Origin of the sequence: Caballeronia temeraria (assembly GCF_001544795.2) — a bacterium.
GTDB classification, from domain to species: Bacteria; Pseudomonadota; Gammaproteobacteria; order Burkholderiales; family Burkholderiaceae; genus Caballeronia; species Caballeronia temeraria.
Map to the genome: position 1 here is coordinate 252,896 of NZ_FCOI02000006.1, position 24,085 is coordinate 276,980.

General features: G+C 60.6%; 25 protein-coding genes. 23 read left to right on the plus strand and 2 right to left on the minus strand.

The genetic code is table 11. The features are described from left to right. Position 1 precedes the first annotated feature (1 nt). The 4 genes from AWB76_RS12150 (at position 2) to AWB76_RS12165 (ending at position 3,199) form a co-directional block, all read left to right on the plus strand. Positions 2-643 carry a PRTRC system protein A gene (locus tag AWB76_RS12150; RefSeq protein WP_061128471.1) on the plus strand — a complete coding sequence of 214 codons (642 nt, stop codon included), beginning with the start codon at positions 2-4 and terminating at the stop codon, positions 641-643. Next, on the plus strand, positions 640-1,473 hold the full coding sequence (locus AWB76_RS12155) for a PRTRC system ThiF family protein (RefSeq protein WP_061160356.1): 834 nt from the start codon (positions 640-642) through the stop codon (positions 1,471-1,473). The genes AWB76_RS12150 and AWB76_RS12155 overlap by 4 nt, the downstream gene beginning before the upstream one ends. 70 nt (positions 1,474-1,543) lie before the next feature. After that, a complete protein-coding gene (locus AWB76_RS12160; protein ID WP_157696114.1) occupies positions 1,544-2,026 on the plus strand; it encodes a hypothetical protein in 483 nt (160 codons plus the stop codon). A gap of 90 nt (positions 2,027-2,116) precedes the next feature. After that, positions 2,117-3,199 (plus strand): hypothetical protein, encoded by a 1,083-nt coding sequence (locus AWB76_RS12165; protein WP_061160358.1) that lies wholly within the window; start codon positions 2,117-2,119, stop codon positions 3,197-3,199. Positions 3,200-3,250: 51 nt separating this feature from the next. Here AWB76_RS12165 and AWB76_RS12170 read toward each other — a convergent pair whose 3' ends face one another. Both AWB76_RS12170 and AWB76_RS12175 read right to left on the minus strand, forming a co-directional pair. Continuing rightward, the gene (locus AWB76_RS12170) at positions 3,251-3,820 is read right to left on the minus strand and encodes a response regulator (protein WP_061160359.1); all 570 of its coding nucleotides are present in this window, start codon (positions 3,818-3,820) and stop codon (positions 3,251-3,253) included. Positions 3,821-3,928: 108 nt separating this feature from the next. After that, the gene (locus tag AWB76_RS12175) at positions 3,929-5,197 is read right to left on the minus strand and encodes an adenine nucleotide alpha hydrolase family protein (RefSeq protein ID WP_244173326.1); all 1,269 of its coding nucleotides are present in this window, start codon (positions 5,195-5,197) and stop codon (positions 3,929-3,931) included. A gap of 598 nt (positions 5,198-5,795) precedes the next feature. On the opposite strand from AWB76_RS12175, the gene AWB76_RS12180 reads away from it, so the two are divergent. The 19 genes from AWB76_RS12180 (at position 5,796) to traD (ending at position 24,023) form a co-directional block, all read left to right on the plus strand. After that, a complete protein-coding gene (locus AWB76_RS12180; protein ID WP_157696115.1) occupies positions 5,796-6,041 on the plus strand; it encodes a hypothetical protein in 246 nt (81 codons plus the stop codon). A 109-nt stretch (positions 6,042-6,150) separates the two neighbouring features. Next, a complete protein-coding gene (locus AWB76_RS42685) occupies positions 6,151-6,285 on the plus strand; it encodes a hypothetical protein (protein WP_279616402.1) in 135 nt (44 codons plus the stop codon). Between the two features lie 104 nt (positions 6,286-6,389). After that, on the plus strand, positions 6,390-6,851 hold the full coding sequence (locus AWB76_RS12190; protein ID WP_061127508.1) for an outer membrane lipoprotein: 462 nt from the start codon (positions 6,390-6,392) through the stop codon (positions 6,849-6,851). Positions 6,852-6,952: 101 nt separating this feature from the next. Beyond that, on the plus strand, positions 6,953-7,351 hold the full coding sequence (locus tag AWB76_RS39130) for a hypothetical protein (RefSeq protein WP_200823051.1): 399 nt from the start codon (positions 6,953-6,955) through the stop codon (positions 7,349-7,351). Next, the gene (locus AWB76_RS12195) at positions 7,348-7,812 is read left to right on the plus strand and encodes a hypothetical protein (protein WP_061160362.1); all 465 of its coding nucleotides are present in this window, start codon (positions 7,348-7,350) and stop codon (positions 7,810-7,812) included. Before AWB76_RS39130 ends, AWB76_RS12195 begins: the two co-directional genes overlap by 4 nt. 229 nt (positions 7,813-8,041) lie before the next feature. Further along, positions 8,042-8,488, plus strand: a complete 447-nt coding sequence (locus tag AWB76_RS12200) for a hypothetical protein (RefSeq protein ID WP_143746525.1) — start codon at positions 8,042-8,044, stop codon at positions 8,486-8,488. A gap of 101 nt (positions 8,489-8,589) precedes the next feature. Beyond that, positions 8,590-9,894 carry a hypothetical protein gene (locus AWB76_RS12205; protein ID WP_061160363.1) on the plus strand — a complete coding sequence of 435 codons (1,305 nt, stop codon included), beginning with the start codon at positions 8,590-8,592 and terminating at the stop codon, positions 9,892-9,894. A 358-nt stretch (positions 9,895-10,252) separates the two neighbouring features. Continuing rightward, on the plus strand, positions 10,253-10,606 hold the full coding sequence (locus tag AWB76_RS12210) for a hypothetical protein (protein ID WP_157696116.1): 354 nt from the start codon (positions 10,253-10,255) through the stop codon (positions 10,604-10,606). Between the two features lie 251 nt (positions 10,607-10,857). After that, positions 10,858-11,883, plus strand: a complete 1,026-nt coding sequence (locus AWB76_RS12215; protein WP_061160366.1) for an AAA family ATPase — start codon at positions 10,858-10,860, stop codon at positions 11,881-11,883. A 133-nt stretch (positions 11,884-12,016) separates the two neighbouring features. After that, entirely contained in the window at positions 12,017-12,931 is a 915-nt protein-coding gene (locus tag AWB76_RS12220; protein ID WP_061160367.1) for a hypothetical protein, read from the plus strand. A 9-nt stretch (positions 12,932-12,940) separates the two neighbouring features. Then, positions 12,941-14,254, plus strand: coding sequence for a vWA domain-containing protein (locus AWB76_RS12225; protein ID WP_061160368.1), 1,314 nt, complete (start codon positions 12,941-12,943; stop codon positions 14,252-14,254). Between the two features lie 747 nt (positions 14,255-15,001). After that, the gene (locus tag AWB76_RS12230; protein WP_061160369.1) at positions 15,002-16,051 is read left to right on the plus strand and encodes a TadA family conjugal transfer-associated ATPase; all 1,050 of its coding nucleotides are present in this window, start codon (positions 15,002-15,004) and stop codon (positions 16,049-16,051) included. A 13-nt stretch (positions 16,052-16,064) separates the two neighbouring features. After that, a complete protein-coding gene (locus AWB76_RS12235) occupies positions 16,065-16,418 on the plus strand; it encodes a TrbC/VirB2 family protein (RefSeq protein WP_061160370.1) in 354 nt (117 codons plus the stop codon). A gap of 46 nt (positions 16,419-16,464) precedes the next feature. Then, on the plus strand, positions 16,465-16,728 hold the full coding sequence (locus AWB76_RS12240; protein WP_061127553.1) for a conjugal transfer protein: 264 nt from the start codon (positions 16,465-16,467) through the stop codon (positions 16,726-16,728). Beyond that, complete coding sequence (locus AWB76_RS12245) at positions 16,722-19,184, plus strand: VirB4 family type IV secretion system protein (protein WP_061160371.1); 2,463 nt, start codon at positions 16,722-16,724, stop codon at positions 19,182-19,184. Before AWB76_RS12240 ends, AWB76_RS12245 begins: the two co-directional genes overlap by 7 nt. A 57-nt stretch (positions 19,185-19,241) precedes the next feature. Continuing rightward, positions 19,242-20,009, plus strand: coding sequence for a TrbJ/VirB5 family protein (locus AWB76_RS12250; protein ID WP_061127554.1), 768 nt, complete (start codon positions 19,242-19,244; stop codon positions 20,007-20,009). Beyond that, positions 20,006-21,043, plus strand: a complete 1,038-nt coding sequence (locus AWB76_RS12255; RefSeq protein WP_061160372.1) for a type IV secretion system protein — start codon at positions 20,006-20,008, stop codon at positions 21,041-21,043. The genes AWB76_RS12250 and AWB76_RS12255 overlap by 4 nt, the downstream gene beginning before the upstream one ends. Further along, positions 21,043-22,413, plus strand: coding sequence for a TraI domain-containing protein (locus AWB76_RS12260; RefSeq protein ID WP_061160373.1), 1,371 nt, complete (start codon positions 21,043-21,045; stop codon positions 22,411-22,413). The genes AWB76_RS12255 and AWB76_RS12260 overlap by 1 nt, the downstream gene beginning before the upstream one ends. Beyond that, complete coding sequence (gene traD / locus AWB76_RS12265; RefSeq protein ID WP_244173333.1) at positions 22,407-24,023, plus strand: conjugative transfer system coupling protein TraD; 1,617 nt, start codon at positions 22,407-22,409, stop codon at positions 24,021-24,023. The genes AWB76_RS12260 and traD overlap by 7 nt, the downstream gene beginning before the upstream one ends. The last annotated feature ends 62 nt before the right edge of the window (positions 24,024-24,085 follow it).

Here is a 24,085-nt window from a genome sequence, read left to right on the forward strand (position 1 = left end):
GATGAATGCTGGTGATTTGGCGCTTCAGCGCTCTTTTCCGACCGTGATGGTTCCCCGGCGCGAGCCGGTGGCACCGATGGCCGCGGCCGGTGAGCGGTTGCTCATTGGTGAAAACGGCGTGTATATCGAGATCGATCTGCCGTGGCTGTCGGTCGTACGCCGCGTCGCACATTACTCTGTTCCGACCGCAATCCCGTATGGGCAGGTGGTTGAATCGACGGTGCTTCGCTGCGGATCTGTGCCGCCGCATCTGATCGGCGAGTTCGTCGAGACGGCGCGCGCGGCACACCCGCTGGAAACGGGCGCGTGGGTGGTCTGGAATGTTCAGACCCAGCAATTTCGTCTGGCTCCGGTCAAGGTTCTCGCACAGGACACCGGCTCGCTCAAATATGAGCGGCCGGCGCTCTCGCCCGATGAACTGAGGGTAATCGACTGCCACTCGCACGGCGCGCATCCGGCGTTTTTCTCGTCGACTGACAACGAAGACGACCGGCATGAGACGAAGTTCGCATTCGTCGTCGGGAACTGCGCCTCGCCGGTGCCGAGCATGGCCTTGCGGCTGTGCGCGAAAGGCATCTTCGAGGACGTCGAGCGTGTGCCAAGCAGTTGGTACACGGCCGCGCGTCTGAAGGAGGTCGCATGACGACAGCTATCCGTCACGCGCTTCCTTCGCGGATGCTCGAGCGCGCCTGGAACGTGGTCGTGGTCGGCGCCGGTGGTACAGGCAGCGCGGTGCTTCCAAGCCTCGCGCGCTTGCATCACGCGATGGTCGAACTCGGTCACCCGGGCGGAATCGACTGCACGGTGTTCGATGACGACACGGTCAGTCCGACCAACGTCGGCCGACAGGGCTTTTATCCGAACGATACGGGCGAGTACAAAGCCTCGCTCATCGTCAATCGGCTGAACACGCTGATGGGAACCGACTGGCGAGCGCAGACGCGGCGCTTCGGCGCGAGCGAGACGGTCTACAACGTCGATCTGGTCATTGGTTGCGTGGACACGCGCGCCGCAAGGCATGCGATTGTCCGCGCGGCGGAGCACTCGGGCGTCTACTACCTCGATTGTGGCAACGATACCGATCGCGGTCAGATCGTGTTCGGGCAGGTCTGCAGCAAGAGTTACGCGAAAAAGAATCCGGAACGCTTGCCGCACGTCGGCGAGTTGTTTCCGGAACTCATCAACGCGAAGCTCGATGTGAAAGACGACACACCGTCCTGCTCGATGGCAGAGGCGCTGCGCAAGCAGTCGCTGGTCATCAATCAGGCCATCGCGGTCCAAGCATTCAACATGCTCTGGACCATGTTTCGAACTGGCGCAGTGCCGTTCTCGGGCGTGTTCGTGAACCTCGCAACGGGGCGCACGAATCCGATTGCGCTGGACCCGGCCGTATGGGCGCGCTTTGGCTATACGGTTTCGAAGCCACTTGAAAAGAAAGCCGGCAAACGTCGAAAGACTAAACCGGCTGACTAAACGACACCGACTCTCTTCGGAGAATCGGGTCTCCACCCGTGCCGAAAGGCACTTCTCTATAGGAGCTTGAATGCTTCGTGCAGTTGTAACTCTGGTGCTGTCGCTACTGAAAGTGGTGACGTATTTGGTCAAACAGTGGAAATCAGCTTGCGTCGGTTTGCTGGTGGGCCTCGGCGTACGCTGGTATCCGCAATCGTGGCCGGGCAGCGAGTGGCTCGATGCGAAATTCCATCGCATTGCGCATCGTGCTGCGGAGCCTCTGGGCTACCTCATGCTGGCCCTGCTCGCCGTGCTCTTGGCGTCGCTGGTGTATCAGCACTTCGCGAAACACGATGGCGGGCGGTCCAGTCGGTTCGTCCGCGCGTGCGACAACGTGCTAACGAAGCGTGTGATGCCGGCCATCGCCGCCGCGGGCGCCGCAGTGTTTGGTGCGAGTGTTCCGTTCGGTGAGCAAGGCGTCATTTTCGCCGCGTCGTTCATCGTATGGCTCGGCGCGATTCTCTGCTGCCTCCAGGTGATGGCGGACTACGCCGCGATGCCCAGCAAGTCGTAACTTCTGCGCCCCTGCATGGGGCGGTTTCTCTTCATCCCCAGCGGGTAAGCAGCCCGTTGGGGCTGCTCCGCGCCATCATCGGAGCAAATCATGAGTTCTTCCATTCTGACCGGCAAGCGTGCGGCTGCGTTTCAAAAGGCCGATGGCGAGTGGATCTACGCGCTGTTTGAGCGTGGCTACGAGTCGAACGTCTATCCGCACCAGGACCACTGGTCGGCGGTCGCGCTCGGCAACTATGCCGAGGTCATGCGAAGACTGTTCTCGCACGCAGCGAGTTGCGAAGGCGGCATGCTCAGAAGCAAGGCTGGCTCAATCAAGCCGGAAAATTTCATCACGTCCTGGCAGCGCGAGTTGGCCAGGCCGTTCACGCTGCCGGACCAACGAATCACGCTTTCGTCGTCGAGATCGATGTATTCGGCGGTGCCGGAGTCGCAGTTTGAGGACGTTCGGTCGAAGTTGATAAGGTCCGGGTTCGAGGCGCAAGCCGACGAACTGGCGACAGGCGGTCTCACCGTCTCGCTGCATGCGGACATCGAACTCCTGCTCTCGATCTATGGCAATGCCGGACCGCTCAGCGTGTGGCGGATACTCAAGGAGTACGACACCGGCACCGTGCAGATCGACGTTCCCGTGCCGCTGGCATCGAAGACTGCGATGGAACGCATGCCCGAGGTCCGGTGTCATGCGATCGATCGCGATAATCGGTTGATCGCGATCGGCGTCGCGCCGTGGCGGCATGCTGGCTGGCAGTACAACGCCATCGGCTCGTTCATCACGGACGTCGTGTATTCGATCGAGATGGAAGCGCCGGGATTCGCGAAGAAGGCGATCCCAGCGTTTCGTGATACGGTGCGCACGGCGTCCACGGTGCCAGCGGCGACTCGAATCACCGTGACGCGATCGCCTGAGGGCGAGGACAAATGGCGTATTCGATCAGCAGGCGAACTGGCGCAGAGACTCGGGATGGCTGCCGACGGCGAATCCGCGTCGGATGTGTTTAGCTTTGCATTTGGTGATTTGCTCGGGCGGGAAGACACCGGCCAGTTGCTTTACGGACTGGGCGGTCTGAGCGATGCCCAGGCGCACTGGGACGTTCCGGTAAGCCGCGAAGGGGTGGCGCCGGACCCAGCGTTCTTCGCGGCAGACGTTCAGCTATCCCTCTGTCTTGCATAACCTTTCGACCAGCGCCACGCCCCCGGACTTTCGGGGCGTGGCGCTTTCTTTTTAAGACCCCAGCAACAGCGGAGTCATATGCCGGACGAGCGTCAAAAGTACCGATGGGGGGTTGCTCTTGCTGCAATAAGCATCCATGCCCGCTGCCACGCCTTCGGTCATGACGTCTTCTTCCGGAAGCGAGGTGTGAGCGATGATAGGGACGAGCCGCATGTGCGCGATCTGCCGTATCGAGCGGCTAAGATCAAATCCGTTCTGGATTGGCATCTCGATATCGAGCACGACGACGTGCGGAATCCAGACACCAATGAGCCTGAGGCTCGCCGTTGAGTCGGCGGTTCGAGCCGTGAACCCTTCAGCCTCCAGTACGGCCTGCAGGGCATCCGCTACGTCGCCGTCGTCGTCGACGATCAGAACGCAGATTGGCGGGGTAACAGGTGCAAAGGCACGAGTGGTCCATAACGGTGGTGTCGATCGGGCGGTGCTCAGGATGTGAACCTCGGACGTTTCTTTATACGGATGTCCGAAACCTGCGCAACGCCCGTTCCTAAGTTCACCCGTGTCGATGGCCCTCGCGTAACTCGTCCAGAGCGAGCTCCGCCTCTCGGCGGGCTTCCTCATAGCTCGCGCAGGCCCGAGCGGACTGGCGAAGCAATTTCATCCGATGTTCGGTCAAATCCGGAACCGTGATCGACCAGACCCAGCCGCCGGCGTCGTGTCTCACAGAAATTACTTCCGAAGGCTCATCCATGCGCAGCGTCCTCTCGCCGTTATTGGGTGCCGTGGAGTGTACTGGAAAGAGGCCTGATGCGGCTGCTGGATCGTTTCTAGCGTACCGCTATTTTTCTCGAGCAACTCATCGTACCGCGCGAGCACAGACGCGGCGTCCACACACTGTATGTCGATGCCGATGAGCGCCGCTACGCGGGACCGCACGCTGGCGAGCAGTTTGGCCTCGTCGAGGGTCGGACGGACGGTTGGCCAGCCGGACGTGAACAGCAGATGCGCGGGGATTTCCCCTTCGATGGCCTGACGTTGTGCAGCGGCGGTTTTTGCACGGGAGACGGAGGCGGCGAGCGCTGGTGACAAGAGTTCGGGCGCGACGTCGGCAAGCCACCTTTGTCCTTGAAAGGCGAATGTCGACGCGGCCTCGAGTGCGACCATCGCGCGATAGACGTCGTGATTGTCCGCGCAGCTTGCAGCGGCGCGAAGGTCATCGAGCGAACTCATGATGCAGTAAGCACACGACACGCGCGATGCGCCGTAGACAGTGTAAGCCTCGTGCAGCGTCAGTTCGGCCGCTGCGATCTCCGTGAAGACTTGGTCGACGGTCCATTCGATGATGGCGTTCCACGTGATGCCGGTGCGGCCTTTCGTCGATAGCGATGCGAGCGGGGAGGATACAGGCATCTTGCTTCGGGCGCTGCTTTCGAGCCGGCGCACGCCGGTAACATTGACAATGTCTTGAGTGGGATACCGCTTTTTGAGGGCGGAGAAAATGATCGAACTTTTGAGCTCGGACGTGCAGAACCTGAGAGCCGGGGTGCTCCACGGCAGAATAAGCCGCACGCAGGACAGGTCACGATATCGCTCGACATTATTGGCCCAGCGCTTTTTCCATCTGGCGAGCATGTCGCCCGCTTGTCGCCGCACCGTCAGCAGTTCCCATCCGAGATGCGCCGCGAGTCTTTCGCACACCGGACCGCTGTCTTTCCATTCGACGCGACCGAGATCGGAATGCACGAGAATCCTCGGACCAGTGTGGCCAATCGCATCGAGGTGACGCGCCACGGCCAGCGCACAAGCGACGCTGTCTTTGCCTCCACTCACCCCAATCGCGACGACCGCATCTGCTGCCAGCAGCGCGGCGATCTCGGGCGTGACGGCGACATCTCGCGCGGGAGCACCGATGTGTTGATGATTGATGCGCGGCGCGCGCAACGAGGACAGGTCGATGGCTTGGAGCATGGCGAAGAGGAATCGAAGAGGATGATTCATCTTCGCAGTTGCAGCGCGAAGTCAAGGCGGCGAAGGCAGGCAGGTAAGCGCGAGCACAGACAAAAAAGAAAGACCCCTGTGGATCGCTCCGAAGGGTTTTGGTACCACACCTAACTCACTCCGACGAATCATTTCGAATTACCCGATGGGCGCAAAGGACCAATGAGAGCGAGTTTGCCCTCGCTTTTCGGCAGTCGGGATGAGCCGCCGATCATTAGAATAAAATCTTGCTTAAGTTCGTCACGGCCCTCGGATACAAAACGAACTTTAAGCGCCGCTTCCGCAAGGATCCGGCGCTTTTTTTGCTGTTGCGGAGCCTGATCGCGTCATTGCCGCTCGACCGAAGACGATGAATGAGAAGAGGCATAGCAAAATCACGAGCTTTCCTGCATTCGGCGCCACGCTGGATCAGTAGACTAACGTCATTCCCCGCGCTTCTTGCGCATCGACCTACCCCTCCAGCGTGCTGGAGGTCCATTCTTCTCTCCAGCCGTTTTTGACGGCTATCTTCTGGCGACCACCTGTTGGTCGCCTTTTTTCGTCCCGTTGGGAGCCAATCCCAATGGGAGACGGCTCCTTTTTTTTCTAGGAGCTGTCTATGTCTCGCAATCTCGCACCTATCGTCAAAGTTTCCAGCAACAGCGGTTTCATGGCGAATCAGCGTGTGATCGCTACGGACGTCGAGGCTAGTCCGCCGCAACGCTACACCGGTCGAATCAATTCGGTGTGGAGCGACGGTACGGCGGTCGTGACCTGGGACTATCCGCTCAATCATCAAGCCGAGCGGCATCTCGTGAGCAGCGGTCACGTCAGACTGCATCACCTTAACCGCACCACCTCGTAGGTCCCCTTAGATGACGCGTCCAGTGCAGTTTGCTGGACGCCGGTTCGTTGTTTCCGGTGCTTGGAGCTTCGCTTCACGGGCGGCTCCCTCCCTGATTCAGGAGTCGCTCATGTTCCCGATACTCAAACATGCTTTCAGCAGTCTCGCCTGGTACGCCAAACAGGACGCCGAAGCTTGGAAGATGCTGTCGTTTCTCGTCGGCGTGGTGTTCCTCTCGGCTGCGATCGCCTCGCTTACGCACTGACGCGCGCCGCTTCGCATTTCTCGTTGTTCGTTCTCTTTCTTCCCTATGGGGCAAACCAGCCCCTCGGGGACGGATGGCCCCGCTTTCATTTGTTGAGGCAATCCATGTTCAAATTTCTCTTCGCCGTCGTCCTCCTTTCGGCTCTGACCGGCTGCGCCACTGCTGATTTCGGTTCGCCGAACACGTATCAGCGCTATGACGTGCAGCACATCGGTCAGTACGAGCAGGCAACCATCCTGCGCGTTCGTCCGATCACGATCGAGAACCCGTCCGATACATCGGGCATCACTTCGATCGTGAGCGCGGCAGCGGGCGCGTTTCTCGGCTCGCAGGTCATCGGTAATGGTCGCGGCCGATATATCGCCGGCGCGCTGTCCGGCTCGGCCTCCGGGCTGATCGCGCAGCGTGTCAGTTCGGTGATGTCGAGGCACAGCGGTGTCGAAGTCTTCCTTCGCCGCGCTAACGGGCAAACCGTGGTCGTGACGCAGGTCGACGATCAGCAGTACGCGCCGGGTCAGCAAGTCTTTCTCGTCTCCAGCGGGTCCGGCTACCGGATCACCCACTGATCTCTTCGTCCAACATCCTTCAGTGCGCGGTGTGAACCGCGCAAATCCCTTGCGGGGCAGGCTCCCCGCAAGGGACCTGCCTCGTCTTATCCGAGGCAATCATGAAACTTCCCCGAGTGTTTTACGCGGACCGCTGTAGCGCCAATTCAGGCGCGAAGGCGGCCCTTGAGCGTCATGCAACGCGCGTTCTTCGACGTGTCGCGCATGACTTGCGGCTCGCCGGCAGTTCGCACGAAATCGTCAACGATTCACGCCGTGGCAGTTCTGCGGTTCGGGTGTCGCTTCGTACCGAAACGCTTTTTGTCGATGTGGTCGAGCGGCGCTGTGGCTCGGGCGTCGCGCTGTGTTTTAGAACTCGGCGTGGCCGTTCCGACCTCACCGGTGGCGGAGAGAACCACGTCTCCCTGCTGCAGCTTGAAACCAGAGGCGGCTATCAGGCAATGCTTGATGGGCTGCGTCTCGCTGGCGGAATCGACTTGAAGTGCGGAGGTCGTCGATGAAACTGGCGAAGGTGAGAATCGAGTACAGCTCCGGCACGACGATCATCGACCGAGTCACCCTCGATCCAGCGACTGGGCAAGTTCATCTGGCGCCGCGCATGCACGGGCTGTTGAGCAAGATGGAGGAGTCCGAATGCTCGCCGGCGTTCAGCCTGGAGTACAAGGGTTACGTCTTGCCTGTGTCTCTCAAGACTGATGGCGCCTACGTGGTCTCGGTGCCGCCCGATTTAAGGCCGGGGCTGCGAAATAGGCTTTATGCGATCGCTAATCCGTCGAAGGATCAGCGGCAGCAGAACGGCCGGTACCTTCACACGCTATCGGCAGCATCGCTCGGCGGTGCGGTGGGTTACGCGCACTCCTCGTCCTCATGGGATTGGGCGACTGCCGTTGGGACTGCTGCTCTCGTCGGTCTTGGAGTAATATTGTGGTATGCAGGATTCTTACATATGAAAGGAGAATGACGTGGGCGCAACGATTTTCACGCTGGTGCTCGGGCTCTCCATCGCTGCCTTCTTCATGTGGACAAACCATAACGGACAGAAGCGCGATCGCGAACGCGATTGGGGCAATTGATTCAACGCAGCGCAAGCTGAGTCACAACACGTAAGCCGCACCCTCCGGGGTGCGGTTTTTTTTCGTCCATCGTTTTCGCGCGCCTACGGGCGCGTTTTGCATTTCAGGAGCCCCACGATGCCTCAACCGATCACCGCTGCACTGCCGATGGGCGTCAGCGCCACCGGCGCGGTCGATGTCAAAGCGGTCGCACGACTGGACACCGAAGGCAAAACGGTGAGTCAGGTTTTCTCAGACCTGAGCCGTGCCTTGTACAAAACGGAGCTCGAGCCGGAGTGGCTGTGCCCGGCCAACATGCTCGACGACGCCAATGAAGCCGTTTACGGCGCTCGTCACAGCAGATTGTGGCCGGAATCGTTCGCGTACGACCGGATCTCCGTGTCCGTCTGCACGGGCAATTCGGAAGGGTGGATCATCCACGTCGACTGGATTAGCCGCCGACCGCCCGTTGACGCGATTGAGCGGACCTACGCAGTTATGCCGTTGCTGCGCGCGAAGGTCTTCTCGAGCGACCACGCGTGGACGCTCGCGCGCGTGATTGCGCGATTGCTCGACGCCGCGTAACGCCGTTCTCTCTTTCCTCGCGCCGGTAGGCGCCACCCACCCTTGCCGGGCATCGACCCGACGGGGATCGATCGCCCGGCTTTTCATTGAGGCAATCGATCATGTATCAGCTTTCCTTCGCAGGATTTTCCCAGTCCTTCCGCACGATGCTCGAAGTGTTGAGCTTCTTCCGGAGCAACACGCTTACCGCCGGCCTCGATGCGGCCGACATATCGCTCGCTTTCTTCGGCCATCCCGTTCCGGTCGCTCGTTTCAACGGCACATTGACCGTGCGCAGACCGGGCACTGCGACCAGCGTCTTCCTGTCGCTGATCGACGAAATCGATGGGGCGTACTTCAGACCCGCCTTCGCCGCATTGGAGCCGTGGCAAATCCGCCGCGAACACTGGCAGCTGCTTTATCTCGCCTTTGATTTGGCTCGGGAGCCGCTGTATCTGTTTTCATCTGATCAGCTGGCGCAAGCCAACGAGGAGGCGGGTAAGTATCGTCGTCGCGGGCTGGATCTTTTCGAGCACCTGCAGCTTGAATCCGAACGCCGTTTCGGATTTCGCTACGCGGGTCCGGTCGTCGAGGACGGAGGCGGTCAGCGCAACGGTCGGCATGAAGTCCATGTCGCCTATGCGCTTGCCGCAGGAAAGCCGGTTCCGCACGCGGTCATCGATGACTACACCTCGTTGTCGAAGTTCGACTCGGACCTGCAATGGGCAAAGCCGCTGCTCGTTGTGCCTGAACTGCGGGGTGCGCTGCCGCTTCCCAAGCTCGCGGCGCTCGCGTCTGTGATGCGTCATTCGAAGCAGGCGATCACCTCACAGAACGCCGCGTTGCTGGTCATGCTCATGGGTCCGGCCCGAAACGAGCCGACCACGGTGGAGATCGACGATCTGTTGCACGCAAAGGGCGTGCTTGATCCGCACCCGTTGCCGGAGGCGTATCTAAAGCCGGTCGACGTCGGACAGCCGTCATGCAAGTTCGCGGAAGTGCTCAGGCGGACATTGGCTGATCAAGCGCGTGACAAGCGGTTGAGCGAGCTCGAGCAGGCGCGGGCAACGGGCACGAAGAGCAAGCGCGATCTCGAACTGGGCAAGCAATTGGCCATTCTCGATCACGGCAGGTCCACGCACACGTTCGGCAACGATCTCGCGAAAGCGATTCAGGAAGGCGACATGTCGTATCTGCTGAGTGTGCTTGATCGACCTGACGACGCGAACCGCGGGACGAAACTAGCTGTGCGGGAAGTGTTCGGAATCAAGCTCATCGGCATTCGCGCCGCGGCGCGGGCCGAGCGATCTTCGAGTTGGCTGGCATGGATTCGGCGCAGCAGGTGGAGTGGGAGGCGCTGTCCGTGTCGCAGCGTGAGGCGCGGCGCGTTGCGCGTGAAGTTGCACGTGCCCGCGAGATGGCGCTGATGTCGCGTGTTCGTACAGAGGACGGTGCTGTCTTGACCGCAGCCGATTGGGTCGATCGCACGATCGCTGAAGGCTTTTCGGAGATCGTTAGCGTCCGCCAGGGCGCAAGCGTGCGGTACGCGCTCGCCGACCCTGTGCGTCGCCTGCAGGTATCGCTTCGTGCGACTGACGGCACGCTAGCCTATGCGCGAGCGTCGCTCGAGCAGCGCGCAAGCTGAGGCGCCTTCCGGCAACCTCTGGCGTGATGGCGCCATCCGGCGCAATCAGCCCTTGTCGGAGCTTGATCCGACAAGGGTTGGTCAGTAGGTTCATCTCATCAACCTCCGCACAACGTGGACAAATTCACCGAAGGTAAATCATGAAACAACCGGAAATGCCGCCGCAAGAGGACGGTGCGGCTGTCGTGCTCAGGTCGCGTAAGCGGCTACAAAGAATCGCCGATGACAAACGTGTGAGCGAGGCGGTCTACGACTGGCTCAAGATGTGCAATCTGGACGTGCATGAAGATGGCTCGGAAGCGCTGGTCGGCGTCCTGTCGGCCATCGTCAGCCGTGCCCGCTCGGGGCTGGATCAACCGACCGACGCAGAAGTGCGGGCCGATATCGAGGCCAGCGTTCGATTTGCGTTCGAGCACAACGCATGCCCCAGGACGACGCGTATCTTGCGTGTCGTCGATTTGGAGACGCTTCCTCTCGGACACGGCAGGAGCTAATCAGACAATCTTTAACCAACCCAGCATCCGTTCCGGGTTTTTTTCGCCATCAAGACGGGCGGGGTCGGATAAGGCACCCCAAAAAAGCGATCATTTCGCCGTTGCCAGCGCGGCCAGCTCCCTACACTGCTCTCATCACCCGCGTCTTTGACGCATCGACCTTGCCGGCACCAGCCGGCATTTCGCTTATCGCCCCACAGGGACCACGTCCCTACGGGCGTAGTCTTGATGGGGCTTCCCTGGAAGCCATCATGAAAGTCACGCCCGCTCAACTCACTGAACTTCTCTCGCTGTACGTGCCGAAGCGCCTGCCGGTGCTGATCACTGGGCGCCCCGGTATCGGCAAGAGCGACATCGTCGAACAGACCGCGCAAGCGACTGATCACGAACTGCTCATCAGCCATCCGGTCGTCGAGGATCCGACCGACTCGAAAGGGTTGCCGTTTCCCTCGGCCGACGGCGCAACCGCGAAATTCCTGCCCTTCGGGGATCTGGAACGCGCGATGACCGCCAGACGCCCGCTCATCTGGTTTCTGAATGACCTCGGGCAGGCCTCGCCCGCCGTGCAAGCCGCCAAGATGCAACTGCTGCTCGCGCGGCGTGTGGGCGAGCACGTGCTCCCGCCGCAGGTGACCTTCCTCGCGGCCACCAACCGCCGGACGGACAACGCCGGTGTGTCGGGCATCCTCGATCCGGTGATTTCCCGGTTCGCCACGGTGGTCGAACTGGAACCATCGATCGAAGGCTGGACGCAGTGGGCCGTGCGCGAAAACATCCCGCCCGCGCTCATCGCGTTCCTCCGCTTCCGTCCGGACTTGCTGTCCGTGCAGAAAACGTCGCGCGATATCGAGAACACGCCCAGTCCGCGTAGCTGGGGGTTCGTGGCGAAAACCATGGATGTAGTCCCCAAGCACCTCGAGCTGATCTCCTACGCCGGATCGGTGGGCGAGGGCGCGGCGACCGAACTCGTCGGCTTTCTCCAAATCTTCCGCGAACTGCCGCAACCGGACGCGATTCTCCTCGCGCCCGATACGGCAATGATCCCGACGATGCCGGCGGCGCTGTATGCGACCGCAACCGCGCTCGCAGCACGCGCGACTGAGGCGAATTTCGATCGCGTCGTGCGCTACGCCGAGCGACTGGCAGTCGATGGGCATCGCGAGTTTGTGGCGCTGCTAATGCTCGATGCAGTCGAGCGCTCCCCGCAGATCCAGAACTCGTACGCGTTCATCGCGGCGCAAGGCGGCGAGATCGGCAAGATCATCCGCGGCGAGTAATACGCTCCTCAGCTTCACTCTCTATCTCAGCTTCACGTCTTTCAGCGTCACCTCTCGGCCCTGTCGTGTCTTCGGACGCGCAGGGCCATTTTCTTGGCTTCAAACATTTCCCTTTTTTATACGGAGTTTTCTCATGGACATCAGTTCCATCCAATCGAAGGTCATGCTGTGCTCGGTCACGATTTCCACCTGGGTTGCCCGCCGTTTCGACGGCAAGGTGACCGAGGAGGTCGAGAACAAGCACCACACGAAGGGCATCGGCAGATTCAACAAACGCCTGTTGCCCGAGCACGCGCCGAGTTTCGCTGAAGTCGTAACGCTCGCCGGTCGCATCCGCTCGTACTTCTATGACCACACCCTGAAGTACGACCAGTTGGGCGTGCGCCTGCTGCCGACGATGGTCTACATGGACTTCGCCGAGAAGATGCGCTCGTTGAAAGACGAGTTCGATTTGGCGGTTTCCGTGTTCTTGACCGACTACCTCAACCTGAAGGAGGCCGCTCGCGAGGAGCTGAATGGGCTGTTCAACGAGGCGGACTATCCGACTCTTGCTGAGCTGTCGACCAAGTTCGGCGTCAAGATGGCGGTACTGCCGTTTCCTGACGCCAGCCAGTTCGGTGTCGAATTGCCGGCGAACGTGCTGACGACGCTCAAGAGCGAGCTCGACCAGCACGTTCTGGCGTCGATCGCGACTGCGAACGACGATCTGGTGCGCCGTCTCTACGAGGCCGTTTCGCAGATGGCCAACCGCCTGTACGCGACGGGCAACGTCCGACTGGACGTCGCCAACAACGTGCGGGAGCTCTGCGCGCTGCTGCCGAAGCTCAACTTCTCGAATGACCCGCAACTGACGCACATCCTCGAGCAGGCCAAGACGCATTTGGCCGTGCACACGGGCGCGGAGTTGAAGGATTCGCGCGTACTGCGCTCTCAGGTGGCCAGCAAGGCACAGGAGATCGAGGGGTTGATGGCCGCGTTCATGGGCATGCAGCCGGAGCCGATGGAAGTCGAATCGGCGCACGCGGGCCAACTGCGCCTCGTCGCGTAAGGGGGCGTCATGGACCGCAATACGATAGTGTTGGGGGCCATGTCGGGCAGTTGCGCGGTTCATCCGCGCATTGCCCGGCAGCGCACCGAGCTCGTTCTGTCGCAACCGTTCTTCGGAGCGCTCGCGCTGCGACTGACTGTTCGCGAAGATCCCACGGCCAAGACGTTCTGGGTGGATGGCGAGACGATGGGCTACAACCCTGACTTTCTCGATTCGCTCAGCGACCTGGAAGTGCGCGGCATCGTCGCCCACGAGGTCCTGCATGTGGCCAATGGTCATTGCTGGCGCCAGGGCGCGCGCGATCCGGATCGGTGGAACGACGCCTGTGACTACGCGATCAATCCGATCGTGCTGTCCGCGGGCATGGTTTTGCCGAAGGGTGTGCTGATCGATCCGCGCTATACGGGGAAGTCGGCTGAGGAGATCTACGGGTTGCTCACGCAGGAGGCCAAGCAGAAGCAACAGCAACAGCCTCAGCCGCCGCAATCTCAGCCTAAATCACAACCGCAGCCGGATCCACAAGGCCAGCAGCAGCCGAGTCCGCCCAATCAACCGTCGCAGTCAAACGGGAAGCAGGGCGGACCACAGGCTCCGCAGCCGGGTCAGCAAACTCGCCCGGATCAGCAGCCCTCGAATCCGGGGTCCTTTGGCGAAGTTCGGCCGTACAAGGGTCAGGACCAGCCGGTGAAGGAAGCGGAGTGGAAGGTCGCCGTCACGCAAGCCGCGAAAGCGGCCGCGATGCGCGGCAAGCTGCCCGGGGATTTGCAGGCAATGGCCAGTGAAGCAGTGCGGCCGCTCGTCTACTGGCGTGCGGTGCTGCATCGCTTCGCGCAGCAGAGCTCGCCGTCCGACTACAGCTTCGCCATGCCGAATCGCCGGTATCTGCATCTCGGGTTCTATCTGCCGGCGTTGCACACGCCAGCGATCGGCGACGCGGTCTTCGTGCGCGATTCCAGCGGCTCGGTATTCGACGAGACGCAGGCGCAGTTCGATGCGGAAATCCTCTTGGTTTTCCACTCGTTGAAGCCGGCGCGGCTCATCGTGATGGATTGCGATACGCGCGTGACGCAGGTGCAGGTCTTCGAGCGCGGCGACTCACCGGAGATCAAGCCGGTGCGCGGTGGTGGCGGAACGGCGTTCGTCGAGCCGTTCAATCGCGTCGTGCAAGACGGCATGAATCCGGCGTTTCTCGTCTATCTGACGGATATGGATGGGCGGTTTCCGGCCGTCGCACCGCATTACCCGGTGCTGTGGGCATCGACCACACCGCTCGCGCGCGCTCGCAAGGCGCCGTTCGGCGAAACAGTGGAGGTGATTTGCTAAACCAGTGCAGTCGATCTGGACATTACTGAAAAAAACCCCGCAGAGTCTGCGGGGTTTTTTTGTTTCTCGAATCCTCTTTCGGCCTCGTATTCGCATTCAGTCATTCGGTCAATGGATTGAGTAACGTCGCGAGGCGCCGCAGCTCTTTGTCGATCCCGCGACGAACGACAGGAAGATAACGCCATCGTGAGATGTGTTCGTGGGGTTCGATCCACCATTGAAGAACATCGCTGTCGCGAAAGTTCGCCTTCAACCACCAACAAATCCGCAGCTCACCACTTGCATATCCCGCTTCCAGTGCCCGATGCACACGATGTGCAAATTTCTCTGACGACTCGAAAATGACGAACGGGTTTGACCGATGCAAGTGCCCCTGGCACGACCATAGTGTTTTTACTCCATCTTTCGCGTTCAACACTGTGCAGACAGGTTGTATCCCAATCTCAATCATGGTTTCCCTACACGCCCGCTAGTCGGATCAGTCTAAAGACTCCATGTTTAGCAAAGATTGACCCGCTGCTTGCCGAGAAAGCTACATCTTTTTCAGCGTCTTTCCCCGCTGACAGCGCTACCCAGGTAGCTCTCCTTGCTCTCGATAGCGTGGCAAGCTTCCTTCGCGCAGTCTCGCAGACCAGTGCATCGGCGTCGCTCATCAAAAGCCGCACAATTTGACGCCTCTTTCAGCACCCGCGGAAGCGTTGCAACGCGAACAATACTCGACATGTTAGATCGCCCACAGAGCATCGCATGTCAGACACCGCCGACAACCATCTGTTGAAGTTGCGCCCGCTCGAAGCTGAAGCGGTGCGCATGTTCTTCCGGGCGCTTGCGCCGCTGCGCGAGTTGCTCGAAGCGCCCGACCTCGCGGAAATCATGATCAACGATTACCGCAACGTATGGGTCGAGCGGCGCGGTGTGATGACGCGCGAGAACATCGATCTGCGGCCTGAGCACCTCGAAGGCGCGATCTATTCGCTCGCCTCGTCGGTTGAGAAATCGGCGAAGGCGGGGAGCGACAAAGGGATCATCAACGCGGGTCACCAGAATCTGCGTATTGCGGCCGTCATGAGTCCGACATCGATTGACGGGCACGCGCTCAGTATCCGGAAGCACCGCGAATCCAAGCTCGCGCTCACCGACTACGTGAGCATGGGCGCATTCGCCGCATCCAACGCCCGACCGGAATTCGCCGAAGCGATCCACTTTGAGGAAGGCATCGAGAACGAGGCGCTGATGCGCGCGCTCGTCGCGCTCGTGCAGTCGCGCAAAAACGTCCTGGTCGCCGGCGGCACGTCGGCCGGCAAGACGACGTTCCTCAACGCGCTCATCGAACAGATTCCGGCGGACCAGCGTGTCATCTCGATCGAGGACACGATGGAACTGAAGCTGCACGTCCCGAACCGCGTGCGGCTGCTCTCCAACGCAGACACGAACGTGACGACCCAATTGCTCGTCGCGCTCTGCCTGCGCTTCCGTCCCGACCGAATCATCGTCGGCGAAGTGCGCGGCGGTGAGGCGTACGACCTCCTGCAGGCGCTCAACACGGGCCACGACGGCGGACTGGCCTCGATCCACGCCAACAACGGGCGCACCGCGCTCAGCCGCCTCGAATCGCTCGCCATGCTCGGCATCCCCAACGGCTCGCGCTGGGAGCTCGAGGACATGCGTAAAAACATCGCCGATTGCTTCAACTACGTCGTGCATTTCAAGCGCACCTGCGAAATGCGGCACGTCTCCGAGATCCTCGAAATCCGAGGCTTCAAAGATAACGATTACGACCTACAACGCGTTTTTTAACGGGAGCATCAAAATGAAGGGAATGAAAGTTCTGATCCACGCCGCAACGGTCGCCCGCCGCCTGCGCCCGGGCAAACCGATGCTCGTCGGCGCGCTGCTGAGTGTCGTGTCGATGGCGGCGATGGCCGCCGGCGACTATTCGTCGCTCACGGGACTGACCGACATCATCTGCACAATCAGCAACCTCATCAGCGGCCCGTACCTGTACGGGATCGGCATTGTGCTCATCACCATCGGCGGCGTCGCGGTGGCCAACTCGGAAAGCAACATCGCCAAGACGTTCTCGGTGGTACTGGTGGGCCTCGGCATCGCCTCGGTGGCCGTGCCGATCATGCGCGATCACTTCCATATGTCTGTTGCCTGCTGATATGCGGCAACACAAGGTGAGTCGAGGGCTGTCACTGCCGCGCCAGATGGGCGGGGCGGATCGTGGACTGGCGATCTTCAACGGCACGTTGACAGCGCTGCTCTGCTACACGAGCTGGAGCCCGGCGTTCCTCGTCGTTGGGGTAATCATGCATGTCTTCCTGCGATGGAAAAGCTCGACCGACCCTTGGTGGCGAATCGTGATGCTGGTCTATAACCGCTATCCGGACGTCTATGAGCCGGGGCCGAGCGAGAAATTCAGCGCGCGTTTCAAGCGCCCGTACGGTTTCGATCAGGATCTACCATGCTGAAGATGACGTTCACGAAGCGCGGGGTGCAGGAAATCGCGCCGTGGGCGACGTTGGTTACGCCCGAGCTGATACTCAATAAGGACGGGTCGCTGCTGACCGTGTTCGAATTCGACGGCGTCGACGCCGACTCCCCGAATCCGGGCGATATCACGGCCGCGCGCGACAACCTGGACCACGCCTGCCGCAACTTCGATCACCGGGTAACCGCGTGGTGGCGCATGTCACACCGGCGCGTGAAGGGCGGGATCGACGGGGTGTTCTCGTCGGCCGCCGCCGCGCGGATCGACGCCATCAATCAGGCGAACATCGGCAGCGGCAAGTATTTCAAGAATTCGCATTCGCTCGCGCTCGCGTTTACGCCCGAGACTGGCATTTCTCGGGTGTTCGACAAGATCAGCTACCACATGACCGTGGGCGGGAAGAATCTGTTCGTCGCGATGTTCGAGGCGGCGAAAGACACGATTCTCGCGCGCAGCGCGTTCGCGTTCGATCTGACGAAGATCCAGAACGAGATCAAGCGCTTTGAATCCGTCATCGATGGCTTCACGGGTGGCGTCACGCGCCTGAATATGAAGCGGCTGCAACTGCAGAACATCCTGTCGTTCCTGCATCAGAGAGCGAATCCCTCGAGTCCGAAACGCCGGGTGCGCTATCCGGTCACGATGCTCGACACGCATCTGACGGAGACTGAAGTGACGATTGGCGCGACCGAACTGATGTTCGAGTCCGCGCACGGCAAGGTGTACGCGCGCATCATCGGCGTGAAAGAGTGGATGGGCTTTCAGGAAGCGGCGCTCGACGTGCTCGCGCAGGTCGATGCGGAGCTGGACGTCTGCGTGATGTTCCGCTTTCTCGATACGTCGCGCGCGAGCAGCTACATCAAGAAGATTCGGGGTTTCTACAAGGTGGCGGCGTTCAATCCGGTCGCCATCCTGAAGCAGTGGGCAACGAAGGAAGAGCAGAAAAACGACGAGGGGCGCGAGCTGCTCGCCAAAGAGGCGGGCGATGCGCTCGCCAAGCTCGATGCTGAAGGCCAGCAGTACGGCTTCGCAAACATTTCTGTGGTGGTGTACGGCAACACGCCCGAGGAGTGCGAGGACGCGACCCGCCAGGTTGTCGGCGTCATCGGCAACGCGGGCTTCGGCGTCATTCAGGAAAAGACAAACCTGTTCGCGTCGTGGAGCGCGACCTTGCCGGGCCGCTGGGACCAGCAGAAGCGCCTGCAATTTGTTGAGACGCCCGCGATCTCGGACATTGCGCCGCTGTGCAGTGTCGGCGAAGGCAAGAAGGTCAACGACTGGCTGACCGAGCAATCCGGCACAAAAACCGGCCCGCTCACTTGCCTGCCGACCCGCCATCGGACCCTCCAGTATTTCGACCTCCATCATCCGGGCGGCAAGGCCCATCTACTCGTCGTGGGCCCGATTGGCGGTGGTAAGTCGATTTTCCTGAACTACTTGATGGAGCAGACGGAGCGTCACGGCGCGCGCCGCATCCGCTTTGACAAGGATCGTTCGACGCGCATTCCAACGCTGCTCGCCGGCGGACGATTCATCGACGCCACGGGCCGTTTCGAGGCGGCAACGTCGGTGAATCCGCTCTCGTTGATCGGCGACGAGAAGCACTGGCCGTACGTGGCGGACTGGGTGCAACTGGTCATTGAGGGCGAGGATTACACCTGTACACCGCAGCAAGAAACGGAGATCTTCGAGCGCATCCGCACGCTCGCGGTGGGCTACCCGTCCGAGACGTGGCGGTTGTCGGGGCTGATCACACTGCTGTCGTCCGACCTTCGCGATCGCCTGTTCGTGTGGACGGAAGGGCAGAAGAACGGCCGTTTCTTCGACCATGTCGAGGACGGCTTCGCGATCTCGGACAACCTCTCGATCGAGATGGGCGACCTGTTTCAGAACTATCCCGTTGCCGCGGCGCTGTTCATGGACTACGCGTTCTATCGCATCGCGCAGATTCTGGACGGCAAGCGCTACACCGTGATCGAGATCGAGGAGGCGGGGTTCTTCTTCACGTACCCGAAGTTCTACGCGCGTCTGGAAATCTGGGCCGTCACGATCCGAAAGCTTAACGCTGCCTTGCTCATGGCGACACAGTCGCTTGGACAGCTCGCACGGGTGCCGAATTTCGAGATTCTCAAAGAGAACATCCCGAACATCATCTACCTGCCCAACAGCGACGCGATCAACAACCAGTCGCTCTATCACGACATTTTCGGCCTCACGGCGCATCAGATCCGCATGATTTCGGACGCGGTGCCCAATCGTGACTATCTGTGGGTGACGGCCACGCAGACACGCATGCTGCAAGCCCAGTTCCCGAAGGAAGCGCTGGCCTACCTGCGCTCGGACGGACGCGCTCAAGCGCTACTCGACAAGCACGTGAAGTCTGGAAGTGCCCAGTGGCAGCAGGACTACGTGCGCGACGTGCTTGCCAACGCTTAGCGCGCAATCCGAGGCTCAATCCAACGCTCAATCGAAGGCTCAACGGAGTTAATGGCCATGATCAAAAAAATTCTTCGCTGCATCGTCGCGACCGGCGTCCTGACGATCGGATTCGTGCAACACGCCGATGCAAACATGCCTGTGTTCGATGCGTCGAACTTCATTCAGAACACGATGACTGCGGCCGCCGCCGTCAAAGGTGAGGCTTATCAGGATAGCAACCTGATTTACCAGTACCAGATGATGTTGAACCAGCTTAAGCAGGCGACCAATCTTGACCCCGCCGCGATGCTGGCTCAGTTCAAGAGCATCACCAGCGATATCACGGATCTGTCGAAATACACCAGTGCCCTCAACGATCTGTATGGTGGCCTGCAGAGCAATGCGGAGTATGCGAGCAAGGTTCAGGCGCTTATCACGCAATCGGGCAAGACGCCCGAACAGTGGTTCACTGACCAAAACACGCTGCTGCAGAACAACGACAAGACGGCCAAGCAACTTTTCCAGCAGGGCAACGACGTCATTTCGCACGTCGGGGCGCTCGCTAAGCGCCGACAGGAAATTCAGGACAAGCTGAATATGTCGCCGACGATGGAGGCGACCGCGCAGTTGACCACACACATGCTGGACATCATCTCAAGCCAGAACGGCGATCTCATCTCGATGATGGCGGCCAAGCAACGCAGTGACGCGGTCAAGGACTCGGCCACAGTTGTTCAGCAGGAAGCCAATAACAACGCGAAAGCCGCCTTGAAGGCGCAGCAGGATCGTGAACGGGCGGCATTCGATGCGCAAATCGGCTCGTCGAGGACCCTGGGGCAATGATGAAAGGTCTCGTCATGACGATCCTTCGCGCCTTTTGCCTGATGCTCGTGATCTCTTGGGGCGCCGTCGGCTCGTCCACCGTCGCGTTAGCACAAGCGGCAAGCCCGACGACGGCTTCGGACGCGGCCGCTGCCGCAGCAGGAACGGCGGCCGCGACGGCGCTGCAAAGCAAACCCGGGGAATTCGCGAGTGGTGCGACGCGGGCCGCGGCGCAGATTCACGCATTGCTGGGCGATCTCATGCCGACCGCGATCGCGACAAGCGCGGGGGTGATGACCGAGGCGAACAAATTCGCGTGGGGCTTGGGCATCATCTCGCTCGTCCTCGTCGGGGTGCGTTTCGCGGGAACCCATCATCCAGTGTCAGCCTGGGTCAATCTCTTTGAAGAAGTCGCAATCCTGGGCATCTTCGTAGCCCTCTATCTCGGCTATACAACCACGGCTAATGGCTTCTGGACCTGGTTCGAGCAACTGGCGGGCAATATCAGCGGGGGTGAGAACGGCACCACGGGTGCGGCGATGGCGAAGCTAGCCGGCACCATTTTTGAGGCGGTGAAAGCCAAGTTTAGTCTGGCTGGTTTGCTGGATCTTGGCGGCTCGGCGGCGGACATTATCGTTCTCTTGCTGGCCGCGTTCTTCATGTGCGTGGCCTCGATCGTGTTTGTGTACTTCTCGGCGGTGGGTCAAATCCAAGCGGCTGTTGGCATCGTGCTCGGACCGATCGCGCTCGCGCTCGGATTCTCGTCTTACACGCGAAACTATTTTGTGAAATGGCTGGACTGGATGATCAGTGCCGGCATGTATGTCGTCATTGTGGCGATACTGATCAAACTGGTCGGCGATTCGATCACGAACGCTGTGACGGCCGCGACGAACGTCGGCGGGAACACGACGGTGAACGGCGCCTATGTTTTCGATCTCTCGATTTTCGTCCTTCTGCTGTCGTTCGAGATTCCCAAACTGGCGACGATCTTCGGCGGCGGTGCAACTGCGACCGGCACCGGAGCACTCAGGCTTCTCAAGGGAATGCTGTGATGGGCGGGCTGCATGAACCGATTGCCGTAGAAGCGCTCTTCACGACGCACCAGAAGCGCATCGAACTGGTACGGCAATGTGCCAACGAGAGTACTGAGTCGGAATTTGGCAGGAAGTGGGTGTCGGTGCTTCGCCGATGTGCGAACTGGTTCTCCTCGATGCCGCTCACGCCTGAGTTGCATTGCGAGCCGGGCGGTGCGTTTCGAGCGACCATCGAATCGACGTTCTATGCGATGCGTCTGGCCGGTGGCCAGAAGTTCGCGGCAGACCTGACTTCGGACAAGCGCAGGAAGCTCGAGCCGCAATATAACTACGCTGTGTTCCTTGCCGCAGCGTGTTCGATGCTCGACGAGCCATTCCGCCACTTTGAGTTCATCCGCCAATCCGACCGCGCGAAATGGAATCCCGCCGCGCACGGGGCGTTCGGTGCTTGGATAGGTGCTGCGCAGTACGCCGTTGAGCGGCGCGTGGCGCCCCTGAAAAACGAACGGATGCGCACGGCGATGTTCGCGCAGACCGTCATCACGCCCGAGCTACTCGAAGGGCTCGATACCGCAGTGCACTCCGACCTGTTCAACGCGATCAATCCCGAACGGAGTCCGCAGGGATTCGAGGCACTGGTGCACAAGGTTGTGCGGCAGGCCATGGATGTCTCGGTGAATTTTGAGCAAAAGGCGCAGCGCGCGGTGTTTGCGCCCGTGAAGTTCGATGTGCCGTCCGCCGTTCATGTCGCACTGGAACTGGAGCCGCAGATCGTCGCGAACGCGCCGCAAAGCGCGGCCGCTGGACCTCAGCCTTCCGCTGCGCCGGGGACAGCTGCTACTAATCAAACCGCGCCCAACGAGTCAACTGTTGCATCTTCGCCCGCCCCCGCTGCTGCACCTTCGGGTGGGCCGCAGTTTTCTCAGTCGTTGCTCGATGCGTTGGAGCGCAGCGACGCACAGGCCGTTGCAGCGGCCTCGACTGAGCCCGCTCCTCAAGTCCCGGTGGGAGCTGACGCGTCGGCCGGTGCTGCGCCGTCGCGTCCCGCGCCCGTCGATCCCGCAACCGCAGGTGCGCCCCCGCGCGCCACGTCGGCGAAGACCGGGCCGACAGATGAGGCGTTGAACGACGTGTTGGGCCCGGGCTCCGCCATGTTGAAGGAGTTTTTCAAAGCGTTGGCTGGCGACGTGGCCTCCGGGAAAGCGAAGGTGGCGTGGGAAGAGAAGGGACTGGCGGTGCAAAAGCGCCTGGTGGGTGCGTACGGCATGACCAGCGATACGTTGGTCGAGCAACTCAGGAAACGCAGTCTGCTTCTTCGCGCGCACGGCAATGACGTCTGCATTGTCGGGCGTGCAGGAAGGCTCATCTCGGAGCGGCCGACATCATGAAATACGTCAATCACTTCCGTCCGATCTACGAGTTCCGGCCGTTTCTCCTCTGGCCGGTCCTCATGGTGGGCATTCTCGCTTCGGGCATGCCGTACGGCTGGGCCTTCGCGCTCGTGGGCGCTGTGCTCTTGGCGATTCGGGTCTTTCAGGTGTGGAAGGCGCTGAGCTTTCGCATGGCGATTTCCACCAAGTGGCTCAGCAAGATCCACATCGACAAGCTGCTCGCGACGCAAAAGCTCATGAAGCAGCAAGCGGACTCCATGTACCTCGGCACCGGCTTTGAATGGACGCAGAAGCACACGCAGATTGCACACGAGATCCTCCGCATGCCCGTGACCGACATTCCATCGTTGCCCAAATGGCTGTCCAAAACAGAGGTTGGCCGGGACGTCGAGACGCGCATCGAGAATCTGTTTCGACCGGGAGACAGCGTCCGCGATCGCATGCCGCAGGGTTCGTCGTGGATCCACGGCATGGAGCCGAAGAAGGTACGGGTGCCGTTTCACTACAAGGCGATGGGCGGCCATACGCTGGTTGGCGGCACCACGGGCGCGGGCAAGACGCGGACCTATGAAGTCATCTCTACCCAGGTCATCCACAACCCGAGAGACGTGCTCATCATCGTCGACCCGAAGAACGACGACGAGTGGAAAAGGCGTGTCGAAAAAGAGTGCGCGCGCGCCGGCCGGAAGTTCCTGTACTTCAATCAGGCGAAGCCCAACGAGTCGATCCGCCTCAATCCGCTTGAAAACTGGTCGCAACCTTCCGAAATCCCCTCGCGAATCGCGCAGTTGATGGACGAGGGACCCTTTCGGGATTTCGCGTTCCTGTTCATCGACCGCGCGGTGAAGGGCGAACTGTACGTCGGCGACAAGCCAAACCTGCGTTCGATCCTGAAGTATGCGCAGTCGGGCATCGGCAATCTGCTGGAGCGCTGCCTGCGACGCTTCTTCGTTGAGAACGGCCTGCCGAACTGGGAAGAGTTGACCGTCGCAGCCACGGTCAAGGACGCCCAGCGGCGCAACGACGTGTCCCTCACGGACGGGATGGCGAAGCTTTACCTGGACAAGTTCGCCGCGTACGACAGGGGCCATGAGACGCTCGACGGTCTGATCGCCACGCACACGCACGATCGCGAGCATTACATGCGGATCATCGCGTCGGCGCTGCCGCTGCTGCAGATGTTGGCCACCGGTGAGACCGGTCTGATGCTGGCTCCAAAGGCCGATGACTTTGAGGACGAGCGCGAGATCTGGGACATCGACAAGATCATCAAGCAGAAGGCCGTGCTGTACATGGGGCTTGATTCGCTGTCGAACAACATCGTGCAGAAGGCGATCGCCTCGATGGCGCTGTCCGATGTCGCGGCCGTGTGCGGCGCGATCTACAACTTCTACGCGGAAAAGCCCGATGTCGTTCTGATCATTGACGAAATTGCTGAAGCCATCAACGAACAGGTGATTCAAATCCTGAACAAGGGGCGCGGAGCAGGGTTCAAGGCGTTCGTCGCCTTCCAGGCGCGGGCCGACCTCGAAGCAAAACTTGGAAATGCAGCGAAAATGCTGCAGGTATTAGGAAATTTAAACAATCAGATAAACCGTAACCTTTGAGGCTGTTACATGACGATCTGAACCTCAGACGCGGTTTGCAGCGGATGGGTTTTCGCATGGCG